The 12,033-nt window shown below is 65.5% G+C and carries 12 protein-coding genes and 1 tRNA gene; 8 read left to right on the top strand and 5 right to left on the bottom strand.

The window, feature by feature from the left end:
• Nucleotides 1-3 precede the first annotated feature (3 nt).
• From VHN57_RS06060 to VHN57_RS06040, 5 genes are all read left to right on the top strand, one after another.
• A complete protein-coding gene (locus tag VHN57_RS06060; RefSeq protein ID WP_278985659.1) occupies nt 4-465 on the top strand; it encodes a VOC family protein in 462 nt (153 codons plus the stop codon).
• A gap of 79 nt (nt 466-544) precedes the next feature.
• Nucleotides 545-1,408 carry an SDR family NAD(P)-dependent oxidoreductase gene (locus tag VHN57_RS06055; RefSeq protein WP_423283126.1) on the top strand — a complete coding sequence of 288 codons (864 nt, stop codon included), beginning with the start codon at nt 545-547 and terminating at the stop codon, nt 1,406-1,408.
• 93 nt (nt 1,409-1,501) lie between these two features.
• Nucleotides 1,502-2,017, top strand: a complete 516-nt coding sequence (locus VHN57_RS06050; RefSeq protein ID WP_004212262.1) for a nitroreductase/quinone reductase family protein — start codon at nt 1,502-1,504, stop codon at nt 2,015-2,017.
• 16 nt (nt 2,018-2,033) lie between these two features.
• Complete coding sequence (locus VHN57_RS06045; RefSeq protein WP_004212260.1) at nt 2,034-2,447, top strand: EthD domain-containing protein; 414 nt, start codon at nt 2,034-2,036, stop codon at nt 2,445-2,447.
• Between the two features lie 15 nt (nt 2,448-2,462).
• Entirely contained in the window at nt 2,463-3,017 is a 555-nt protein-coding gene (locus VHN57_RS06040) for a nuclear transport factor 2 family protein (protein ID WP_037507124.1), read from the top strand.
• A 175-nt stretch (nt 3,018-3,192) separates the two neighbouring features.
• Here VHN57_RS06040 and VHN57_RS06035 read toward each other — a convergent pair whose 3' ends face one another.
• The gene (locus VHN57_RS06035; RefSeq protein WP_017500652.1) at nt 3,193-4,068 is read right to left on the bottom strand and encodes a LysR family transcriptional regulator; all 876 of its coding nucleotides are present in this window, start codon (nt 4,066-4,068) and stop codon (nt 3,193-3,195) included.
• 115 nt (nt 4,069-4,183) lie between these two features.
• Here VHN57_RS06035 and ilvD point away from each other — a divergent pair, with 115 nt between their 5' ends.
• Nucleotides 4,184-6,037 (top strand): dihydroxy-acid dehydratase, encoded by a 1,854-nt coding sequence (gene ilvD, locus VHN57_RS06030; protein ID WP_026109069.1) that lies wholly within the window; start codon nt 4,184-4,186, stop codon nt 6,035-6,037.
• 43 nt (nt 6,038-6,080) lie between these two features.
• On the opposite strand, the gene VHN57_RS06025 is transcribed toward ilvD, so the two are convergent.
• A complete protein-coding gene (locus VHN57_RS06025; RefSeq protein WP_278985661.1) occupies nt 6,081-8,228 on the bottom strand; it encodes a dipeptidyl-peptidase 5 in 2,148 nt (715 codons plus the stop codon).
• A 184-nt stretch (nt 8,229-8,412) separates the two neighbouring features.
• On the opposite strand from VHN57_RS06025, the gene VHN57_RS06020 reads away from it, so the two are divergent.
• Nucleotides 8,413-8,763 carry a cupin domain-containing protein gene (locus VHN57_RS06020; RefSeq protein ID WP_004212254.1) on the top strand — a complete coding sequence of 117 codons (351 nt, stop codon included), beginning with the start codon at nt 8,413-8,415 and terminating at the stop codon, nt 8,761-8,763.
• Between the two features lie 145 nt (nt 8,764-8,908).
• Nucleotides 8,909-8,983: transfer RNA gene (locus VHN57_RS06015), tRNA-Asn, on the top strand.
• Nucleotides 8,984-9,140: 157 nt separating this feature from the next.
• Here the strand turns inward: VHN57_RS06015 and VHN57_RS06010 are convergent.
• From VHN57_RS06010 to VHN57_RS06000, 3 genes are read right to left on the bottom strand one after another with little or no spacing between them, the layout of a single operon-like run.
• Nucleotides 9,141-10,538, bottom strand: a complete 1,398-nt coding sequence (locus VHN57_RS06010) for an SPOR domain-containing protein (protein WP_423283122.1) — start codon at nt 10,536-10,538, stop codon at nt 9,141-9,143.
• A 33-nt stretch (nt 10,539-10,571) separates the two neighbouring features.
• Nucleotides 10,572-11,168 (bottom strand): hypothetical protein, encoded by a 597-nt coding sequence (locus tag VHN57_RS06005; RefSeq protein WP_278987644.1) that lies wholly within the window; start codon nt 11,166-11,168, stop codon nt 10,572-10,574.
• A gap of 15 nt (nt 11,169-11,183) precedes the next feature.
• The gene (locus VHN57_RS06000) at nt 11,184-11,903 is read right to left on the bottom strand and encodes a ParA family protein (protein ID WP_004212248.1); all 720 of its coding nucleotides are present in this window, start codon (nt 11,901-11,903) and stop codon (nt 11,184-11,186) included.
• Between the last annotated feature and the right edge of the window lie 130 nt (nt 11,904-12,033).

The raw sequence follows: 12,033 nt of genomic DNA, 5'->3' as shown, positions 1-12,033 counted from the left end.
TCCATGCGCGACATCGCCCTTCTGCTCGCCCTGCTGCCCGTTGGCGCGGCCCCGCTTCATGCCCAGACGCCGCCGGTCGGCGCGACCTTGATGGCGCCCGGCCTGCCCGTGGCCGATCTCGACAAGGCGCTGCGCTTCTACCAGGTCGCGCTCGGCCTCGTCCCCGCGACCACACTGCAACATGGGCCCGTGACCGAAGTGATGCTCTGTGCCGATGGCAAGGGCGGCCGGCTGACCCTGATCTTGCTGCACGACAAGGCGCAGAAGGCGCCGCCGGCCGACAGTGGCATCGCCAAGATCGTGCTGCGCGTGCCCGACCTGCCAGGTGTGGCATCGCGCATGCAAGCGGCAGGCTATCCGGTCGGTACGATCCGTGCCTCGGGCAAGGGGCCGGCCATATTGATGATCCATGACCTCGACGGCCATGAACTGGAACTGGTCGGCAATCCGCCGGCGCCCGCCTAACGCCAAAGCGATATCTCCGCCCCCTGCATGGTCAGACGCGGGCAGCCTGGGTTAGCCGGATGCCCCAAGGAGAGAATGGATGAGCCAGACACCCAAGGTCGCGGTCGTTACCGGCGCCAGCCGAGGCGCGGGCCAGGGCATTGCCACCGCGCTCGGCCAGCATGGCTGCATCGTCTATGTCACCGGGCGCTCGGAAAAGGCCGGCGACGCCCCCCTGCCCGGCACCATCTACCAAACCGCCGCCGCCGTGACGGCCGCCGGTGGTCAGGGCATTGCCGTGCGCGTCGACCATGGCGATGACGAGCAGACCCGCGCGCTGTTCGACCGGGTTCGCGCCGAACAGGGGCATATCGACATATTGGTCAATAATGTCGCCGCCATCCATGACGAACTCACCCTGCCCGGCCGCTTCTGGGAAAAGCCGCTGAAGCTGGCCGACATCATCACCGTCGGCATCCGCAGCTCCTATGTCGCCAGCTATCATGCCGCGCCGATGATGGTCGATCGCGGCCAGGGGCTGATCGTCTTCACATCCGGGTCGGGCGCTTCCCATTATGTCTATGGTCCCGGCTATGGCGCGCACAAGGTCAGCCAGGACAAGATGGCGGCCGACACGGCCGTCGACCTGCGCGATACCGGCGTCACCGCCCTGTCGATCTGGATGGGCGCGCTGCGCACCGGACGCCTGCTGCAACTGATCGCGTCGGACCCGGCCAAATATGCCTATCTGGAAAAGATGGTCGAAACGCCCGAGTTCACCGGCCATGTCATCTGGGCGCTGTCGCAGGATCCGGCATTGGCGGACCATGCCGGCCAGACGCTGATCGGCGCGGAACTCGCCGAACATTATGGGCTGCGCGACGTGGGCGATCGCCAGCCGCCCTCCTATCGGCAAAGCTATGGCGTCGCGCCGCTGCCGCAATATGACCGGATCATCCGCTGACCTGATCGGCCAAGCATCGCCATGGCGACGCCCTTTTCAGGTCCGTCGGGCGCCCGGCTGGTTTACACCGAAGTTGACAGAGAGGAGGCCGTCATGAGCGACGACAGTTCCGCCGCCATCCGCGACACGCGCAAGGACTGGATCAGCGAGCATCGCGATATGTATCTGCGATCGGGCGGAGCGCAGGGCCATATCATGGACATCAGCGCCGTCGGCGGCCATGGCTTCACCACCCACTGCATGATCCGCTATACCGGCCGCAAGAGCGGCAAGACCTTCATCACCACGCTCATCTATGGCGATATTGGCGGTGAGGTGGTGATCGTGGCGTCCAAGGGCGGCGCGGATCATCATCCCGCCTGGTATCTCAATATCCGCGACAGCGAGACGGTCGACTTCCAGGTCGCGACCCAGGCCTTCCGCGCGACCTGGCGCGAGCCGCAGGGCGAGGAACGCGATCGGGTCTGGGCCTTCATGTGCCAGGTTTTCCCGGCCTATGCCGGCTATCAGCAGTCGACCGACCGCCTGATCCCGCTGGTGATGATGAAGGCGATCGAACCGATCGACGGCTTCAAGGCGTCGGACGCCACCGGCGAACGGCAATATTGAGCGCGGGAGGAGAGCCATGATCAAGCAGATCGTCTTCCTCAGGAAGCGCGACGACCTCTCCATGGACCAGTTCATGGACTATTATGAGAACCAGCATTCGCGCCTGTCGCAGAAGATGGGCGCCAAACCCGCTCTGCCCAATGCCCAGCGCTATGTCCGCCGCTATGTCACGCCCCAGCCCAACCCGCTGACCGGTGAGGTCATTCATCCTGGCTATGACTGCATCATGGAAATCTGGTGGAACAGCCTGGCCGATTATCAGGCGGCGATGAAGGGGCTGTCCGACCCCGCGATGCTCGACATCCGCAAAGCGGACGAACTGCAACTCTTCGCCAGCAACAGCAACCCTGTCTGCCTGGTCGAGGAACATGACAGCCCGATGGGGCCAAATGGCGAGATGATGCAGGTGCAACTGGTGCCGCAGGACTGAAAGGAAGAGCTGGAGATGGACCTCGAACAGGAAGTCGCCGCGCTGCGCGCCACCGTGCGCGACCTGCAGGACCGGCAGGCGATCCGCGATTGCATCCTGCGCGAATGCCGCGGACGCGACCGGCAGGATGTCGACATCATCAACAGCTGCTGGTGGGAGGATGGCGTGGACGAACATGGCCCCATCATCACCCGCGCGCCCGACTATGCGGCGCGGGCCAATATGGGCCATGGCAAATTCTTCCTGTCGACCAGCCACAATATCACCAACCATCTGTGCGAGATCGACGGCGACACCGCCTATTGCGAAAGCTACACGGTCGGCGGCCTGTTCTGGCAGGACGGCAAGACCACGACGATCGCCTTTGGCCGCTATATCGACCAGTTGGAACGGCGCGGCGGCGAATGGCGGCTGCTCACCCGTCGCTGCACGATCGAGATGACCGCCGACACCGATGCGAGCTGGGTCTATTCCGCCAATGTGAAGGGCTTCCTCAAGCCCCACTGGAGCAGGGAAGACGCCTCCTACCAGCGTCCCGTCATCGCCTCGACCCAGGGCGAACGCTGGTAGCCCGACGTGGCCGACATCGGCGCAAAACCGCCTCTGCAGAAAAATTCCGCTTGCTTCACATAAGGTTCATGGACCGGACCTATAGATGTGGCTGTCACTTCTTTCCCCCCTTGGAGTGACACCTCCCTGAACCTCGGCCCCGTCGCATCCCTTGTGCGACGGGGTCTCTTTCTGTTCAGGCCATGGCGCGGGCGACGCCCAGCAGCCCCGCCAGCGTCGCGCCATCATCGTCCCGCCGCCAGGCAAGGCCCGTCTCCAGGATCGGCGCATCCTGCAGGTCGAGATAGCGCACCCCGGTTCGCGCGAGGTTGCGCAGCGATGCGGGCACCAGCGCAATACCCATGCCCGCCGACACCAGGCTGATGATCGTCTGCATCTGGATCGCCTCCTGCCGGATCAGCAGCGGCTGCCCCCGCCCGGCCAGATAGCCGCTCACCAGATCATGGAAGGCCGGCGCCACCCGGCGCGGGAACAGGATCAGCGGCCTGTCGAGCCAGGGATCGCCCTGCGCCTGATCGTCCGCCACCCAGCCCTCCGGCACGGCCACGACCAGCGGTTCGCGCAATAGCGGCATATAGGCGAGCGCGTCCGGGAGCGCGCCATCAGGCGCGATCAATATGCCCGCATCATTCACCCCGTCGATCAGGTCGGCAATCTGCACGTCGCTGGTCGCCTCGGTCAGCGCAATCTCCACCTCCGGGAAGCGGGCGGCATAATCGCGCACCAGCGCCGGCAACAGGCTATAGTCTGCGGTGCTGACGAAGCTGAGGCCGATCTGCCCCGCGCTGCCGTCGCGCAGGCGGCGGGCGATGTCCGGCAGCGCGCTTACCGCCTCCACCGCCGGGCGGACATGCTCCAGCCATTGGCGGCCAAAGGCGGTCAGCGCGACATTGCGCTTCGACCGGGTGAAGAGCGGCGCGCCCAGCTCCCGCTCCAGCGCGAGGATCGACTGGCTCAGCGGCGGCTGGGTCATGCCCAGGCGCTGCGCCGCCTGGCCGAAATGCAGCGTGTCGGCAACAGCCAGAAAATGACGCAGCGGGCGAAGGTCCATGGCAACAAAGTCTCCTTGCGACCTTATATCGCTTCAATAATATATTTTACAACCTTTGCGCAAAGGCGTAGGGGGCAGCCACTGCAGGGAAACAAGATTACAGGAACGGCGCAAAATGCCTCATTATCGTTCACGCACCAGCACCCACGGCCGTAACATGGCGGGCGCGCGCGGCCTCTGGCGCGCCACCGGCATGAAGGACGAGGATTTCGGCAAGCCGATCATCGCCATTGCCAATTCATTCACCCAGTTCGTGCCCGGCCATGTCCATTTGAAGGATCTGGGCCAGCTGGTCGCGCGCGAGATCGAGGCGGCCGGCGGCGTCGCCAAGGAATTCAACACCATCGCGGTCGATGACGGCATCGCCATGGGCCATGACGGCATGCTCTATTCGCTGCCCAGCCGCGATCTGATCGCCGACAGCGTAGAATATATGGTCAATGCCCATTGCGCCGATGCGCTGCTGTGCATTTCCAACTGCGACAAGATCACGCCGGGCATGCTGATGGCCGCGATGCGCCTCAACATCCCCGTCATCTTCGTCTCCGGCGGGCCGATGGAAGCCGGCAAGGCGGACATTCGCGGCAAGACCGTGGCGCTCGACCTGGTCGACGCGATGGTCGTCGCCGCCGACGAAAATTACACCGACGAGGAAGTCGCTGCGATCGAAAAGGCGGCCTGCCCCACCTGTGGCAGCTGCTCGGGCATGTTCACCGCCAATTCGATGAACTGCCTGACCGAAGCGCTGGGACTGTCGCTGCCGGGCAATGGCTCGATCCTCGCCACCCATGCTGATCGCGAGAAGCTGTTCCGCGAGGCCGGCCATACCATCGTCGATCTCGCCCGCCGCTGGTATGAGCAGGACGACGCATCCGCCCTGCCCCGCAACATCGCCTGCCATGCGGCCTTCGAAAATGCGATGAGCCTGGACATCGCCATGGGCGGTTCGACCAACACGGTGCTGCACCTGCTCGCCGCCGCGCATGAGGGCGGCGTCGATTTCTCCATGGCCGATATCGACCGGCTGTCGCGCCGCGTGCCCTGCCTGTGCAAGGTCGCCCCGGCCAAGCAGGACGTGCATATGGAGGACGTCCACCGCGCCGGCGGCATCATGGCGATCCTGGGCCAGCTCGAACGCGCCGGCCTGCTCGACACCAGCCTGCCGACCGTCCACGCCACCACCATGGGCGAGGCGATCAACCGCTGGGACATCAGCCGTACCAACAGCGAGGCGGTGCAGGAGTTCTTCAAGGCCGCGCCGGGCGGCGTGCGCACCACCCAGGCCTTCAGCCAGAATAATCGCTGGAAGGAACTGGACATGGATCGCCAGACCGGCGTGATCCGCAGCGCCGAACATCCCTTCTCCAAGGATGGGGGCCTCGCCGTGCTGTTCGGCAATCTGGCGCCCGAGGGCTGCATCGTGAAGACCGCCGGCGTCGACGACAGCATCCTGACCTTCCATGGCACGGCCCGTGTCTATGAAAGCCAGGACGCGGCGGTCGCCGGCATCCTGGGCAATGAAGTCAAGGCGAACGACGTCGTCGTCATCCGCTATGAAGGGCCAAAGGGCGGCCCCGGCATGCAGGAAATGCTCTATCCGACCAGCTATCTGAAGTCGAAGGGACTGGGCAAGGCCTGCGCGCTCATCACCGACGGGCGTTTTTCCGGCGGCACGTCGGGCCTGTCGATCGGCCATGTCTCGCCCGAGGCGGCCGAGGGCGGCCTGATCGCGCTGGTCGCGACCGGCGACCCGATCCTGATCGACATCCCCAATCGCGGCATCCAGTTGCTGGTCGACGATGCCGAACTGGCCAGGCGCCATGAGGAGATGGTGGCGCGCGGCAAGAAGGCGTGGAAGCCGTTCGGCCGCAAGCGCAACGTCTCGCCGGCCCTGCGCGCCTATGCGGCGCTCACCACCAACGCCGCGCGCGGCGCGGTGCGCGACGTCAGCCAGGTCGAAAAGGACTGATCGAAAAAGGCCCGGTCGTTCATCGACCGGGCCTTTTTTTTGCTTATTGCGTCTTTGCCGCTTCGGGGGCGGCGATCGGGCCGCCCTTCACTTCCGGCGCCCCCTTCAGATAATGGGCCAGCCAGCCCTGCACCTCGCGGTAGAATTGGCGGCTATCCTCCGGCTTGGTGATCCAGTGCCAGGCATCGGGGAAGATCAGCAGGCGGCTTGGCACCTGCATCCGCTGCAAGGTCGACCAGGTTTCCAGCGTGTTCGCCAGCGGCACGCGGAAATCGCGCTCACCCGCGGTCAGCAGCATCGGCGTCTTCCAGTCCTTGCCATAGGTGATCGGGCTCTGGTCACGCCACACCGGGCTGTCGCCCCAGGGCGGACCGCCGCTCGCCACTTCGCGGCCATAGTTGAAGTCGCTGGTGCCCCACTGGGTCAACAGGTCGACTTCACCGGCATGGCTGACGATGCACTTGTAGCGGGTGGTGGTCGCCTCCATCCAGTTGGCGAGATGGCCGCCATAGCTGGCGCCGCCGATACAGGCATTGGCCGTGTCGATAAAGGCATAGCGCTTGCCGGCCTCATCCACTGCCTGGTTGATCTCGTTCGCCGGGCCACGCAGCGGATCCAGCTTGATCGCCTGCGAGAAGGCCTCCCCATAGCCGGTCGAGCCGGTATAGTCGGTCATCAGCACGACATAGCCGGCGCTGGCGAGCAGATGATAATTCCAGCGCAGGCCGATCTGATCCATGTTGGACGATGCCGGGCCGCCATGCATCAGCACCATCAGCGGATATTTCTTCGCCGGGTCGAACGCCGGGGGCGTGACGATCATGTTGTGGATGCGCCGGCCCTTGTCGGTGGTGAACCAGAAATGGTCCGGGCTGGCCCAATCGATCGTCGCGGCGAGCGCGGTGTTGACGTTCGTCAGATTCTTGTGCCGCTTGGCGGCCGGGTCGATCCGCACGATTTCCGCCGGGTTCACCGAACTGCCATAGCTGGCGATGATCTGCGTCGACTTGGCATCCGACGGAATGTCGATGCCGGCATAGCCGCCGACCTTGGGCGCGATCACCAGTTCGGGCGTGCCGCCGCTCACCGGCACGCGATAGAGATTTTCCATCCCCGCGTCGGGCACGGTCAGATAGAGGCTGCGGCTGTCGGGCGTCACGGCATAGCTGTCCACCGCGCGATCGAAGCCGCCGGTCAGCAGCGTCGCTGCTCCGCCCGCCGGCCAGGCAACCCGGTGCAGCTTGGCCAGATCATAGACCTCCTGCCCCTGCGTGTTGAACTGGAAAATCAGGCTCTTGCCGTCCGGCGTGAACTTCATGTCGCCATATTCGCCCGGCGTCGGCGTCACCAGCACCGGCTCACCGCCATCAGCCGGCATGCGATAGAGGCCGAAATTGACGCGGGCGTGCGCCGCATTCCAGCGTTCGGTGGTGGCGGTGAAGATGATTTCCTTGCCGTCCGGGCTCCAGACCGGCGCCAGCGTCATGCCGCCGTCGCTCTGGGCATTGCCGCCAAAGCCATCGGCCTGCGCCAGCTTGGTGGCGGACAATATGTCGCGCGCCGGCGCACCTTCCGCCAGCGGCTGGAGCCACAGGCTCGGCCGCTTGTCGTCCAGCCAGTCATTCCAGTAGCGGATCGGGAAATGCTCATAGACGCGCATATTATATTTGCGCGCCTTGCGTTCCTCGGCCGTCTTCTTGTTGGCGGCGGCGTCCATCGCGCCGGGATAGACCGCGCTTTCGAACAGGATCGCCTGGCCATCCGGCCGCCAGATCGGCTTGCCCGCGCCGGTCGGGATGCTGGTTACGCGGCGGGCTTCACCACCGGCCAGGTCCAGCACATAGATTTGCGCGACATCGTCGCCCTCGCGCTTGGCGGAAAAGGCGATGCGGCGACTGTCGGGGGCCCAGGCCGGATCGCCCTCGCCCGCCTTGGTCGCGGTCAGGCGGCGCGGCGCCGCCGATCCGTCGGCCGGCACGATCCACAGGTCGCTGACGGCGCCATCCTTCTCATAGGATGGTTCGCTGAGCGCATAGACCACCCATTTGCCGTCCGGGCTCGCCACGGGCGCGCCGACGCGCTTCATCATCCACAGCGTTTCGTGGGTCAGCACCTGCTTGGGCTGCGCGATTGCCGGCGCGGCGCACGCGCCCGCCACCATTGCCGCCGACAGCAGCAAACGGGATATCATTGTCACGGTATCAAACCCCTGTTCTGACATTGGGCCGAACGGCCAGGCCGCATGGTCAGCACGATAGGCGCAGGATTTCAAGCGACAAGCGCGGCGACAACGGAGATGACACGCCCGTCCCACAGGCTGCCGCCCCGGTAAAAACCCCCATTTCCAATTTTCCGCCAATCGGCATCATGCGCCGATGACATGCCCACCTCCTGCATTGCCGGTCGATGCGCCGACCAACCTGCTCGATATCCCGTCCGGACATGCGGCCGAGGAACTGTTCGAGGATATAGTGTCGATGCCGGGCGTGCGGATCGAACGGATCATATCCCACGGTCACAGCACACCGCCGGAGCGCCCCTATGTCCAGCATTGGGATGAATGGGTGCTGGTGCTAGCCGGGACCGCCGAACTGCTGCTGGAAGGGATTGGCACCTATCGCCTGGAACCGGGCGATCATCGGCTGATTCGCGCGGGCATACCGCACCGCGTCACCCATACGGACGCACCGACCATCTGGCTTGCCATCCACATCGGCGAAACCTGAAAAACCGGCGGGAAAGGACGAAAATGCGCCCGTTCCGCAAGCGCATGCATATGCACAGATTTTTTTCAGAAATGGCAAAAGCAGCGCTTGCCATTTGGGACAAGCCGCTGCATATGCGCGGCCTGCCCGGCGCAAGCAGGGCTGCTCCCCGATAGCTCAGCGGTAGAGCATTCGACTGTTAATCGAATGGCCGTAGGTTCGAATCCTACTCGGGGAGCCACTATTTCAGCCCTTGGCAAGGCCGGGCTGGCTCCAGACAATCCGAAATTCAGCGCATCGCACGATTGCAGCACTCGCGGCGCGCAAATGCATTGCGGGCCGGAACCTCTCGGCCCGGCCCGCATGAAGTCACGGTCACGCCCGAAGGCGCCGTGCGATCAGCGCGATGCGAACTGGCGACCGCGCGTCGATGCCACAGCCCAGCGCTGCGGCGTCGCATTCGGTGCGCCTTCCCGCACGAAGCACTGGCCGCGCTGTGCCTTGATCGACTGGCACAAAGTCTGCGCATCCGCTCGGCTGCCAAAGCCGCTGATCGCGATCCGGTGGAAGGTCCGGCCATTGACGGTCGCCTGGCTGGTCAGCACCGGGAAGGCGGCGATGCGTCCGTTGACGCGCGCCATGCTGGTCCATTTTTCCTTGGCAACGGCCGGCGAATTGAAGGCGCCAAGCTGAACCACCCAGGCGCTCGCGCCCGTGGTCACCGGCTTGATATAGGCGACCTGCTGCATCCGCGCCGCCGGGCCGGCGAGCGGGGTAGCCTTGCCCTTGGCCGGCTTGGCCTTGGCCGCCGGGCCTTCGACGACGAAGTCGCGCTTGGCGGCGACGCGCACCGGCGCCGGCTTGGGCGCAGCCTTGACCGCGGGTGCGGGCGTGGACGCCGGCACGGCGGTTTCGATGATCCGGGTGTTGAGCGCGGGCGCGGCAGGCGCCGGCTCGGCCGCCGCCATCTCGATCGGCGAACCGCTCGGCAGGTCCAGCACCGGTGCCGGCTCGGTCGACGCGGCGGCCAACGCCACCGGTGCGGCATCCGGCGCAGCGGGCGCCAGCGCCAGCACCGCCGGCTGACCCTGATCGGCGCCGTTGACGGTAACGCCCATCAGCGCGGCGACGCGCTGCGGCGCCAGTGCCGGGTCGGCCATGCCGGCCCATTGGGCGATACGCTGATTGGCGGCAAGCGGCGCCAGATCGAGCCCGGCGACCAGCCGCGCATCCTTCCAGCGACCGGCCAGCGCATAGGCATAGGCCAGGTTCTGACGGGTGCGCGCATTGGCCGACGGATCCTGGATCGCGGCGGACAGGATGCGGACGCCTTCGGTCGGATCACCGGCCATCGCCAGCGCCAGGCCATAATCGCCCGCCGGCACATTGTCGGTATTGGCCGCCAGCAGATCGCGCGCAGCATCATTCTTGCCAAGCGCCACCTCGACCAGCGCCAGGCTGACGATGGTGCGCGAATCGCGGTTGCCCAGCGTCATCGCGTCGGTGAAAGCGGTCTCCGCCGAAACGAAGCGGCCATCCAGCACATAGGCACGGCCCAGCAACTGGCGATATTGCGCATTGTCGGGCGCCGCCTGCACGGCCGCTTCCGCTGCCTGCACCGCTTTTGCGCCGTCACGATCGGCCAGCGCCTTTTCCGCAGCCTCGGCCGGCTTGCCGGGATTGGCGTGCTTGACCGCCGCCGAACGCGGATGGAATGCCGCGCCGGTGCAGCCGACCATCGTCGTCGCCACCATCAAGGAGGAAACGGCCGCCTTGCCAAATGCCGTTCGTTTCATGACCTTACCCACCTATAATCAAAGATCGCCGCGTCAGTGCGGCAATTGCTGGGCAAGCCGATCAATCTCGGGCAGCCCTTCGAGGAAAGCATCCAGTGCTTCGGTAACAACCTGTTGCGCCGACCGGCCGGTCACCGCCGCCGCCAGACGCAGCTTGAGATGACGGCTCGCGTCCAGCCGCAGCGTGAAGGCCGCCTTGCGTGCGTTGTCGACCGCCATCGCCTTGGGCGGCGCGGCGCGCACCGACGCCGGCTTTGCCCGCATCGGCTTGGCAGCCATCACCAGTTCGGCCGGTTCCGGCTCGGCTTCCACCGTCTCGGGCAGAACGACCTGCGCCACGCGCTCGGCCAATTCCTCGCGTTCGGTCACGACCGCCGGCACCGGAACCGGCGTGAGCACCGTGGTCATCGGCGTCAGGCCGGTGGCAACGGGCGCGGTCGGCGCGGCAGGTTCATCATCGTGCATCGGCACGTCGAAACCCATGTCGTTCCAGCCCAGATCGTCGGACACCATGCCGCCATTGCTCGGACGGCCAAAGCCCAGCATCGGGCGGCGCATTGCCGGCGTGGCGGCGCCCTTGCGCGCCAGCAGGCCGGACGTCAGGGAAGCGATCGGTTTGGCTTCAGCCATGATAGCCCCCTTTTCTTACTGCACGACGCGGCGGCCGAAGCCACCACCGGCGGGACGCGAAGCAGCGGCGGTGCCGACGCTGTTCTGGGGCACGGAAAAGACCGTGCGGCGGAAATTCTTTTCCAGGCGATCGGAGATATAGCTCCACAGCCCGGTCACTTCGGCGGCCGACTTGCCCTTGGGATCGACCTCCATCACCGTGCGCCCGTCGATCATCGAGGCTGCGAAATCGGTGCGATGGTGCAGCGTCACCGGCGCCACCGTGCCATGCTGCGACAAAGCGACAGCGGCTTCGGAGGTGATGCGCGCCTTGGGCGTCGCGGCATTGACGACGAAGATCAGCGGCTTGCCGGCGCGCTCGCACAGGTCGACCGTAGCACCGACCGCGCGCAGGTCATGCGGGCTCGGACGGGTCGGCACGACGATCAGTTCGGCAACCGAAATCACGCTCTGGATAGCCATGGTGATGGCCGGCGGCGTATCGATCACGGCCAGCTTGAACCCCTGCTGGCGCAGGATTTCGAGATCGGCGGCCAGCCGCGCAACCGTGGTCTGGGCAAAGGCGGGATACTCGGCCTCGCGCTCGTTCCACCAGTCAGCCAGCGAACCCTGGGGATCGATGTCGATCAGAACGACCGGACCGGCCCCGGCCAACTGGGCCTGTACGGCCAGATGACCGGACAGGGTCGTCTTGCCCGATCCGCCTTTTTGCGATGCCAATGCCAATATGCGCACGCGCCTTCCCCCAGGTAAATCCAGTTCCGAAACGATTTGGCATGGCGCCGCCTAAAATTCGGTTAACTGGTCTGGCAACCTTGTTGAGGATCACCTATCCCCGGTTTCACATCATGGATCCGGCAATGCT

Source organism: Sphingobium salicis subsp. salicis (genome assembly GCF_049472635.1).
Taxonomy (GTDB): domain Bacteria; phylum Pseudomonadota; class Alphaproteobacteria; order Sphingomonadales; family Sphingomonadaceae; genus Sphingobium; species Sphingobium yanoikuyae_A.
Note: the sequence above shows the minus strand (reverse complement) of the source record. Positions and strands in the feature narration are given on the sequence as shown.

Bases quoted from the DNA above. Each gene is read 5' to 3' on its own strand.
- VHN57_RS06055 (WP_423283126.1), top strand. From the start codon at position 545: ATGAGCCAGACACCCAAGGTCGCGGTCGTTACCGGCGCCAGCCGAGGC.
- VHN57_RS06035 (WP_017500652.1), bottom strand. From the start codon at position 4,068: ATGGACCTTCGCCCGCTGCGTCATTTTCTGGCTGTTGCCGACACGCTG.
- VHN57_RS06045 (WP_004212260.1), top strand. From the start codon at position 2,034: ATGATCAAGCAGATCGTCTTCCTCAGGAAGCGCGACGACCTCTCCATG.
- VHN57_RS06060 (WP_278985659.1), top strand. From the start codon at position 4: ATGCGCGACATCGCCCTTCTGCTCGCCCTGCTGCCCGTTGGCGCGGCC.
- VHN57_RS06005 (WP_278987644.1), bottom strand. From the start codon at position 11,168: ATGGCTGAAGCCAAACCGATCGCTTCCCTGACGTCCGGCCTGCTGGCG.
- VHN57_RS06025 (WP_278985661.1), bottom strand. From the start codon at position 8,228: ATGATATCCCGTTTGCTGCTGTCGGCGGCAATGGTGGCGGGCGCGTGC.
- VHN57_RS06010 (WP_423283122.1), bottom strand. From the start codon at position 10,538: ATGAAACGAACGGCATTTGGCAAGGCGGCCGTTTCCTCCTTGATGGTG.
- VHN57_RS06040 (WP_037507124.1), top strand. From the start codon at position 2,463: ATGGACCTCGAACAGGAAGTCGCCGCGCTGCGCGCCACCGTGCGCGAC.
- VHN57_RS06050 (WP_004212262.1), top strand. From the start codon at position 1,502: ATGAGCGACGACAGTTCCGCCGCCATCCGCGACACGCGCAAGGACTGG.
- VHN57_RS06020 (WP_004212254.1), top strand. From the start codon at position 8,413: ATGACATGCCCACCTCCTGCATTGCCGGTCGATGCGCCGACCAACCTG.
- ilvD (WP_026109069.1), top strand. From the start codon at position 4,184: ATGCCTCATTATCGTTCACGCACCAGCACCCACGGCCGTAACATGGCG.